Source organism: Streptomyces glaucescens (genome assembly GCF_002154375.1).
GTDB classification, from domain to species: Bacteria; Actinomycetota; Actinomycetes; order Streptomycetales; family Streptomycetaceae; genus Streptomyces; species Streptomyces glaucescens.
The window spans coordinates 1-8,732 of the sequence record NZ_MUND01000445.1 but is presented as its reverse complement, the minus strand read 5'-3'; the positions used below and the strand labels follow the sequence as shown (position 1 = coordinate 8,732).

Genomic DNA, 8,732 nt, shown 5'->3' with positions numbered 1-8,732 from the left:
TTGCGGACACGGCCTAGGGGGCGGGGTCGGTCGGTGCGTGGTCGGCCAGAAGCGGGCCGAGGACGGCGAGGGTGCCGATGGCGATGTCCTCGTAGAGGTAGAAACCGGCCTCCAGGGGCGGCAGTTCGGCGTCGGTGCCCTCCGGGCCGGTTTCCGCGGCGGCGGTGCGTCCGGTGTCGTCGTCGGTCTCGGCCCGGGGGGTGGGCGTACCGAGCAGGTCCGTGAGGTCCTGTGCGGCGCTCAGGAGCGTGGTGCGGGCGGTGGAGGTCAGCAGGCGCAGGGGGAGGTCGAGGGCGGCGGTGGTGCGCTGGCCGGGGACCAGTTTCGTCGCCCCGGGTGCTTCCGCGGTGGCGGCGGCGAGCAACTGCACGGGCAGGGTGCAGGCGGAGACGATCCGCTCGGTGGGCATCACGGGCGGGGGGTCGCCGTCGACCATGAGGTCCTCCCACTCCATGAGGTCGAAGAGGAACTGGCCGCCCTTGTAGAGGGGCCAGGGCCGGACGGTGTCGAGCAGGAGGCGGGCGCGTTCGGGGGTGTGGCGGCGCAGTGCCACGCCGTGCCGGGCGAGGGTGCACAGGCACTGGCGGAGACTGCTGTTGACCTGGCCGAGAAAGGCGAAGGCCCGGTGGTCGGTGGGGGTCAGCGGGCCGGTGGCGCCGGCCGGCGGAGGCGGAGTCGCGGTGGTGGTCACAGTGGCCTTGAGGTGACGTAGTGGGCGATCTGCCGCAGGACGGCTTTGCCCTCGTTCTCGGGGATGATCTGGAGGTCTTCTTCGAAGCGGGCGATGCCTTCGGCCGCGAGCCGGTCGGCGAGGTCGGTGGCGTATTCGATGGAGCCGTACCGTCGCATGGTGGCGAAAAGTTCCTCGGCGTGCTGCTGGGTCTTGTCGGTACGGCGCTGCCGCAGGACGTCGAGGAGGCGGGGGCGCTCGTGGGCGTAGGCGGTGCGGAAGAGGTGGATCAGCATCACCGTGCGCTTGCCTTCGAGCAGGTCGCCGAGGGGCTCCTTGCCGTAGAGGGCTTCCTCCCCCACGAGGTTGAGGATGTCGTCCTGGATCTGGAAGGCGATGCCGATCAGGCGGAACGCCTCGTCGAACCGGCCCAGTACGGCCGGGTCGGTGACCCCGGCGCACACGGCCCCGATGCGGCACGGGCTCATGCAGGTGTACCAGCCGGTCTTCTTGGTGCTCATCGTGAAGTAGGCGTCGTCTCCCTCCGGGACGACCTCGTGGCGGATCCAGCCCAGTTCCATGGCCTGGCCCTCGATGGATTCCCGGCACATGTGGATCGCCTCGTGGATGAGACCGAGGGTGCGGGCCAGTCCGAGCGTCTCGAGGTTGGAGAGGACGGCGTCGACGGCGAGGAGGTTCAGCCCGTCGCCGACGTTGACGGCCAGGCCGAGGCCGTGTTCCTCGTGCATGGTGGGCAGGCCGCGCCGGTGGGTGGACTCGTCGGCGATGTCGTCGTGGACGAGGAAGCCGTTGTGGAACAACTCCAACGCGGCGGCTGCCCGTACGGCGTCCTCGGGACGTCCGCCGAAGGCGGCGCAGGCGGCGACGGTCAGTGTGGGCCGCAGACCCTTGCCCTGGCGGGCGGGGTAGGAGCGCATGAGGTCGTACAGCTCGGCGCGCGGCTCACGGTCCGGCAGCAGCCGTTCGATCTCCTCGTTGGTGCGGGCCCGGCACCGGCGCATGGTCTCCAGCAGGTCCGCGTCACGGACGGTGTCCTCCAGCGACCAACTGGTGCTGGTACGGCCGTCCCACAACGGCCGCGGCGCCCGTACGGTGGTGTCGCCGATCAGCGCCGCGGCTGCCGGCGCGTCCTCGGGGGAGCGCCGGGCGAGGAAGTCCACCGCCGTCCAGTCGGCCGGCTCTGCTGCCGGCACCAGGGCGGCGGGTGTCGCACTGCCCCACAGGTGCGGGGCCCGTTCCCGGTAGACGCCCCACAGTTCCTGCATGCTGCGCAGTCCCGCCGCGCGCTGGGACAGCAGCGTGAAGGCGCGCCACACCGCGAGGGTGTCCTCCTGGGAGCCGCGGACGTCCAGGCTGTCGGACAGGACCTGATCGACGGGCGGGCGCTGGAGATCGAACAGCAGGTTCAGGGCCCGGTTGTCGAAGACGACCTCGACGTCGGGGTCCGGGCAGCGGTCCTGGTCGACCACGATACGGCTGTGCCGTGCGGTGAGCGTGGCGTGGCTGCCGTCGTTGAAGTGCAGACCGAGTCGGATGCCACGCAACTGGTCGGCGGCGGCGGCGAGGATGGCCGGTGCCCGGTCGGACAGGGCGATGACGGTCTCGTCCAGCAGCCGGGCACCGGTGAAGGCGGGGACGGTCTCAGTCATGGGCACCCCCGGCGAACTCCACGATGCCCTCGGTGCGGAAGCCGATGCGGCGCCCGCCGATCCGGCCTTCCACGGTGCACGGGCCGAGGGTCTCGTGCACGCTGAACGGGTGCAGGCTCGTCTCCGACGGGTTGGCGATCCGGCCCGCCGTACGCGAGCGGAAGTCGAGGACGAGACGGTCGTCGCCGAGCCGCGCGGTGATCAGCAGTCGGCCGGGCACCGCGGCCATGGGCGGGGTTCCCAGCATGTCCGCCAGCGGCGGCACCATCGCGACCCGGTCGCGGTCCAGGCTGCCGCTGACCGCGACCCTCAGGTTGCGCCGCGGGAAGTGACGGATCATGCGTCCGTCGCGCCACAGCATCACCGAGCCGTTGGCCGCGTCCGCCGGATACACGGGCTGGATCAGGGTGAAGACGACCGCCGAGGGCGGTGCGGCATCGGCCGGTCCGGACGGGTCGTTGACGAACCCGAACACCCAGCCGCCGAGCGTGGTCCAGGACCAGCGTCCGCGTACCCGCTCGTGGTAGCCGAGCAGGTCCGTCTCCGTGGCCGTGCCGTCGCCGTGCCTCAGGGTGCCGGTGCCCAGGACACCGGGCTCCGACTGCCAGCGCAGATGCTCGTCCTCACCGAAGGGAGCGCACTGGGAGGTGCAGGGCCTGCTGGTCCGGGTCAGCAGTACATCGGCTGCCGGCGCCGCCGACCGGGCCGCCACCCGGAACGTGCCGGGCTCGCCGTGCGGATGCGGTAACCGGAAGGCCGACCAGGGCAGGTCGGGCTGTTCGGCGTTGAACTGCGTCGCGCTCCAGCCGTGCCCCTCCTCGTAGGCGAGCAGGATCGCCATGTGCTGCCCCTCGGCCGCCGTGCCGGTGCCGCTGCGGCGCCCGGTGGCCGGGGCGCCCGGGTCCGCGAGGACCGCGCCCGTGGAGGACCCCAGGACGGACAGGTTCGCGATGAGCGCCTGCCTGCCGCACCGGGACAGGAACGCGTAGTGCAGCCACTTGCGGTCGAGCGGATGGGCAAGCGGGGCGCGCGGAAAAGGGCCCGGAGGGCCGAGCCTCGGAAGGGTGGGCGTGAACACGTTTCGAACGCTAACTCAACGTTGCTAAAGAGTTGCAATCCGTCACCACCGAGAGGGTGGCCTGGGAGCACAGAAACGATTACTTCCGCATTCAGGGTTTGAGGTCGCAAAGAGCCGCCCATGGCGGGTGGTGCGCCACGGACGGCTTCGGTCTCGATGCCTGCCCTCGTCAGTCCTCGTCGTCTCCGAGAACGCTTGCTCTCAGGCGCTCCTCCGGCCGGCCCGCGATCACCGCCCTCCCGTCGGTGTACCGGCCCGGCGCGGCGTCGCCCAGGGCCCGGACGCCGAGCGTGTAGATCAGGGCCGCCGCCGGGTGGCCGGGGATGTTCAGGCGGGGCTCGTCCGTGACGGTCAGCGACCTGCCGTCGTCCCGGACCGTCCCCGTCGGCTCCCCACCAGGGAGCACCGTGCGATCCGCGCGGTAGTACGCGCTGGTCACCCGGCCGTCGAAGACGAAGCCCGTCGGAGCCCGGAAGTGGTGCTCCACCCGTCCCGGGGCCCAGGGGTCGGTGGAGGAGATCCGTACGTGGATCAACTCGCTGCCGCCGCGGGGGACTTCGAGCCCGACCTCCTGACGGACCAGCAGCCGGGCGGTCTGAACGGTCACGGGACCGCCGTCGCCATCCTGAGTGCTGCCGGCTCCGCGATTCGGTTCCGGTTCCCGCTCCGGTTTCTGCTCCCGTTCGGGTTCCTGCTCCCCCTCCGGTTCCTGCTCCCCCTCCGGTTCCTGCTCCCCCTCCGGTTCCAGCTCCCCCTCCGGTTCCAGCTCCTGCTCCGGTACTGGCTTCTCGCCCTCTTCCGGATCGAGGTCCAGGGAGGGAGCGACGGTGAGGGGCAGTGCCGCGATCCGGTGGTGGAAGTTGTCGGCCACCAGCAGCCGCCCGGCCGGATCCGCGGCGAGACCGCACGGGTATCTCAGCACGGTGCCGGCGACAGCGTCGGCCGCCTCGCCGGCTGCCGGGTCCGGCCCCGCGACGACCCGGGCCGCTCCGTCGGCCAGCCGCCACACCCGGTGTCCGTTCAGATCGGCGACGTGGACCGCGCCCTGGCCGTCGACCGCCACCGCGCACGGTGCGCTCCAGTCGACCGCCGTGGCGCCGTCGCCCCCGTCCGGCGGTCCCGCCAGTACCCGGAGCGCGCCGTCCGAGCCGAGCAGCAGCACCCGGCGCCCCGGCGGGTCGGCGATGTACAACTGCCCGGCTGCGTCGACCGCCAGGCCCGCGGGCAGGAACGCCTCGCCGGCGTCGGCCGCACCGGAACCACCGATCCGTCCGGTTGCCGCGACGACCGTGCCGATGACGCCGTCGCCGTCGATCCGGCGCACGCTTCGACTGCCCGCTTCCCCGATGTACACCGATCCGGCGCCGTCCACGGCCACGGCGCACGGGGCGTCCAGCCGGGCGCGGTCGGCGGGGCCGCCGTCGCCGTTGCCGTGGTCGCCGGTGCGGGACCCGTCTCCGGCGATGGTGTCGATGATCCCCGAGGGGTCGATCCGACGGATCCGGTGGTTCATCTCGTCGGCGACGAGCACGCCTCCGTCCGGCGCGACGGCGAGCGAGGACGGGAAGCCGAGGCGGGCGCGAGCCGCGTCGGCTCCGTCCCCGGCGAAGCCGCGCAGTCCGTCGCCGGCGATCGTCGTCAGCGTGCCGTCGCCGTCGATCCGGCGGATCCGGTGGTTGGCATGGTCGGCGACGAAGAACGCTCCGCCCCCCGCGGCCACGTCCGCGGGGAAGGCCAACTGCCCTTCCTCTGCGGGTCCGCCGTCCCCGGAGAACCCGGCCGTGCCGTTACCCGCGACGGTTGCCGGCGGTCCGCCCGCCTCCGGCGCATCCGGCGGGCGCCGCCGCGCCGCGGTCCTGGCCGTCACGTCGTCCCCAGCCGGCATGCGCGCGGTCGGACCTCGATGGTGCCCGCCACCTCCGACCTGCACGGCCTCGTCTCCCGCATTCCCGTCTCCTTCCGAGCGGTCGTTGCCATCTCCCCTGCATACCGGCCGAACGGGCGCCTCAGGAGCAGCGCACCGAGGGTGCCACCCGCACGAGGGAGAAGTGCGCGAAACGGACGGCGACGGGATCTGTGCGGGCGGACGCGGAGGGCACGGGGCGGACGGCCCAGGACGCACGGCCCAGGGCGCACAGGAACGGACAGGAGGGGCAGGCGCCGTGAGCAGGGGGCGGGTTGCCGCGCTCCGCTCTGCACTCCGCGCTCCTGTCTGCCTCAACTGCACTCGAACAAGTGACGCAGAACCGATTCGGCATTCCAAATGGGGGAACAGCGGTATGCCGCCCGCAGGTCAGGGCCCACGATGGACCCGGGTGACAGCCCGGTGCGTGCCGCGATGCCTGTGCGAGCGCCCCGCTCGAGCCGCAGGCAGCGTCGTGCGTCCTGCGTTCCGCCTGGCGGACGCAGTTTCCCCATGAGACTCCGCCTTCGGTGAACGCGCGGCGGGCAGTGCCGGGTCCTGCCCGCCTTCTGCGGGCCGGGGCGACCCGCACCTGAGCGTCCCTTCCCGTCACGCGCCTCGATCACAGCCCCAGGAGGACCAGAAGATGACCACCGACGTGCAGACCAAGAGGGACGCCTACAAGCGGGGAGAGGAACAGGGACGCGCCGATGCGCTCGCCGGAAAGCCCTATGCCGACCCGCCACGGGACGGGGCGCGCGGCGAGAAGGACCATTACGCGAACGGCTACGACTGGGGCTACGAGCAGGGCCGTGCCCAGAAGCTCGACCTCGTGGTGTGGCAGGAGGGCGGGGTCGAGGACGCTCCCGGGGGCCTCGGCACCACCATCAACATCTGCGTCCGCACGCCCAACTGGAGCGAGACGGTCGACGCCGGAGAACGCGAGCACGTCTTCACCGCCCCCACCGGCTTCCGCTGGAACGGCACGGTGGGCGCCCAGTACAAGCGAATGAACCAGACCACGGGCGGCAGCCTGCCCCCCGTACAGGCCAAGGTCAGTGACGACGGGCGCACCCTGACCTTCACCTACCACGTGCACCTGAACACGAGCGACCAGGACAAGGACTGCATCGTCTACACCTGCGGTCTCGAAGCCGTCGACGAAGCCGCCCTCGGTCGCCGCACGGACGGTGTCGCCCAGATCGGCACGGCACCCCCGGCCAGGCTCAAGGCCGAGGTCATCGAGGACGAGGACTGAGAGAGAGCAGGAATCGGACATCATGACCACCGTCGTCACTTCCGGCGTCTTCACGTCCACCAATCCCGGCATCTCACCGGTCACCGGCCTGGGCACCGACTACATCCAGTGGGGCAGCGCCGGCAGCCAGAGCGGGTACCAGTTCCGCGGTGATGCCGCGGACGTCCAGCTCGACGGCACCGAATTCGTCATCGGTACCTTCGTGCACCGCAACAAGCCCACGACCGTCAACCCGAGCCGGTTCACCGTCCAGCTCACCATCAAGGTCATGTTCGAGGACGGCAGCACGACCGACCTCGGCTTCAGCTTCCACCACGACGAGACACCGAACAGCACGGGCACCAGTCCCGCGGACGACGACCTGGTCGACTTGGAGACCTTCGTCCACCCCCAGCCCGTCACGGTCGGCGGCAAGCAGTACCGGGCGGTGCTGAGCGGGTTCATGCGCAACGGCGCGATCGTCCGGCAGTTCCGCAGCCCCGAGGACGGCATCAACTTCGCCGACGTGGTCTGCATGTTCACGCTCGACGAGCCCGACGTGATCATCTCCGGCCTGCGCTACCAGGGCACGAGCACGGGCCAGGCCGACGAGTACGTCGAGATCTTCAACAAGGGCGGCGCTCCTCAGGACCTGACCGGCTGGAAGGTGGAGGCCAAGCCCACCGGGTACGCCTTCCCCTTCCCCCCGGGGACGGTCATCCAGCCGGGCCAGCGCTACCGCGTCTACACCAACGAGACCCACCCGCAGTACGGCGGCTTCTCCTTCAGCACCTCCAACGAGGTCTGGCGGGACCAGGGCGGCATCGCCCGCCTGGTCGCGGACGACGGCTTCGTCGTGGATCAGTCCCTTTACCTGGACAAGGGCTTCAACAGGGCCGGAGCGCCGTAAGCCCTGACGCCCCTGACGGACCGGTGAGGCCACGCGTCCCTCACCGGTCCCCGCCGGTGCACGGGCGGGGGTGAACGAGGCCCCCTGCCGGCGGACAGACATCGCAGCGCGGGTGTCGCAGGTTCGCATCCTGCCGGGGCGCCAGTGCAAAAGCCCCGGGCCGATCTCGGCCCGGGGCCTTCGGACACCGTGTTCCGTGCCGTGTCCCGGGCTCAGCCTCGGGCGAAGAACTCCACCTCCCCCAGGGCCAGGTGGCGGCCCCGGGTGAGGCCGGCGGGTGAGCGCAGGGTCAGGCGTATCGTCTTCGCGTCGCTGATGCCGGTGGGGAACGTCTGCGGGCCCGGCTTGTCGCTGAGGGTGAGTTCCTTGTGGTGGCGTTCGCCGTCCTGTGTCGTCACCTCCAGGTCCAGGCGGAGAGCGCGTGCCTGGTGGGGGTAGGACTCGGGGGACGTGGACGCGCCGTTGGTGATGATCAGGTCGACGAGGCGGAACGGCTTGCGGAAGGTGTAGGTGACCGAGGCGCCCGGTGCCGGCGCGCCCCAGTAGCGGTTGCTCAGACCGTCCGTGGTGTTCGTCGCCGGGTGCCGGGGCACTTCGGCGCTGGCCTCGACGGTCACGGGGGTCACGGGCTTGGCCTTGCTCATCTTGTCCCGGGTGTCCTCGACCAGTGCACGTCCGGCGGGCAGCAGCAGCAGGCCGCCCGCGCACGCAGCCGCCAGCACGGCCAGGATCACCAGGAGGCGCGCCGCCCGGCCCGAACCGGCCCGCACCCGGCGGCGCAGCGGCCACATGGTCCGCCACCACGGCAGCGGGGCGGGCTTCGCGGTGGGGTTCAGCACGGTCGCGCAGCGCCGGCAGAACCGGCGGTCCGGCGAGTTGAGCGCACCGCAGGCGGGGCAGGGCACGCCCGCCCCTTCGTCCGGCACCGCCACCGGTCGTACGACGGGACGCGGGGCCACCGGCCTCGCGGGCTGTACGGGCAGCACGGGTTCCGGCGCCGGCGCGTCGGGGGTGGGGGCCGACGGTGGCCGTGGCCCCGTGGGAAGGGCTGTTCCGGGGTCGGGGGCCTCGCCGTCGCCGGTGGCCGGGCGGTGTGCGGGAGTGCCGGCGCGGGCGGGGCGCTCGGTGCGGGTGTCGTCCGGGCCGGACCGGGGTGGAGCGCTCCTCGTCCCCGTCCGGGCGGGGCCGGTGCCGGACTCCTCGTCGTCGGCTCCGGGTGAGCGCGCGGCGGTCGCGGCACTCGGCTCCCTCGCCTCCCCGCGGT

General features: G+C 72.1%; 7 protein-coding genes. 2 read left to right on the top strand and 5 right to left on the bottom strand.

Translation table 11 applies throughout. The annotated features are described in order from the left end of the window. Window positions 1–13: 13 nt before the first annotated feature. The 4 genes from CCN42_RS26750 to CCN42_RS26735 all read right to left on the bottom strand — a co-directional run bounded on the left by CCN42_RS26750 (window position 14) and on the right by CCN42_RS26735 (window position 5,156). Window positions 14–691 (bottom strand): hypothetical protein, encoded by a 678-nt coding sequence (locus CCN42_RS26750; protein ID WP_086739435.1) that lies wholly within the window; start codon window positions 689–691, stop codon window positions 14–16. After that, on the bottom strand, window positions 688–2,340 hold the full coding sequence (locus CCN42_RS26745) for a polyprenyl synthetase family protein (protein ID WP_245877472.1): 1,653 nt from the start codon (window positions 2,338–2,340) through the stop codon (window positions 688–690). Before CCN42_RS26745 ends, CCN42_RS26750 begins: the two co-directional genes overlap by 4 nt. Continuing rightward, window positions 2,333–3,418 carry a hypothetical protein gene (locus CCN42_RS26740; protein ID WP_086739438.1) on the bottom strand — a complete coding sequence of 362 codons (1,086 nt, stop codon included), beginning with the start codon at window positions 3,416–3,418 and terminating at the stop codon, window positions 2,333–2,335. The genes CCN42_RS26745 and CCN42_RS26740 overlap by 8 nt, the downstream gene beginning before the upstream one ends. Window positions 3,419–3,587: 169 nt before the next feature. Continuing rightward, window positions 3,588–5,156, bottom strand: a complete 1,569-nt coding sequence (locus tag CCN42_RS26735) for an NHL domain-containing protein (protein WP_245877471.1) — start codon at window positions 5,154–5,156, stop codon at window positions 3,588–3,590. 811 nt (window positions 5,157–5,967) lie between these two features. Here CCN42_RS26735 and CCN42_RS26725 point away from each other — a divergent pair. Both CCN42_RS26725 and CCN42_RS26720 read left to right on the top strand, forming a co-directional pair. After that, window positions 5,968–6,579: a hypothetical protein gene (locus tag CCN42_RS26725; protein ID WP_086739431.1), complete on the top strand. Its 612-nt coding sequence runs from the start codon at window positions 5,968–5,970 to the stop codon at window positions 6,577–6,579. Between the two features lie 22 nt (window positions 6,580–6,601). Then, entirely contained in the window at window positions 6,602–7,468 is an 867-nt protein-coding gene (locus CCN42_RS26720) for a lamin tail domain-containing protein (RefSeq protein ID WP_086739429.1), read from the top strand. 212 nt (window positions 7,469–7,680) lie between these two features. Here the strand turns inward: CCN42_RS26720 and CCN42_RS26715 are convergent. After that, window positions 7,681–8,732 (bottom strand): NADase-type glycan-binding domain-containing protein (locus CCN42_RS26715; RefSeq protein ID WP_245877470.1); only part of this gene is annotated, 1,052 nt, incomplete at its 5' end.

What these genes read in the sequence shown, in the direction of transcription:
- CCN42_RS26745 (WP_245877472.1), bottom strand. Translation starts at nt 2,340, where the DNA reads ATGACTGAGACCGTCCCCGCCTTCACCGGTGCCCGGCTGCTGGACGAG.
- CCN42_RS26720 (WP_086739429.1), top strand. Translation starts at nt 6,602, where the DNA reads ATGACCACCGTCGTCACTTCCGGCGTCTTCACGTCCACCAATCCCGGC.
- CCN42_RS26725 (WP_086739431.1), top strand. Translation starts at nt 5,968, where the DNA reads ATGACCACCGACGTGCAGACCAAGAGGGACGCCTACAAGCGGGGAGAG.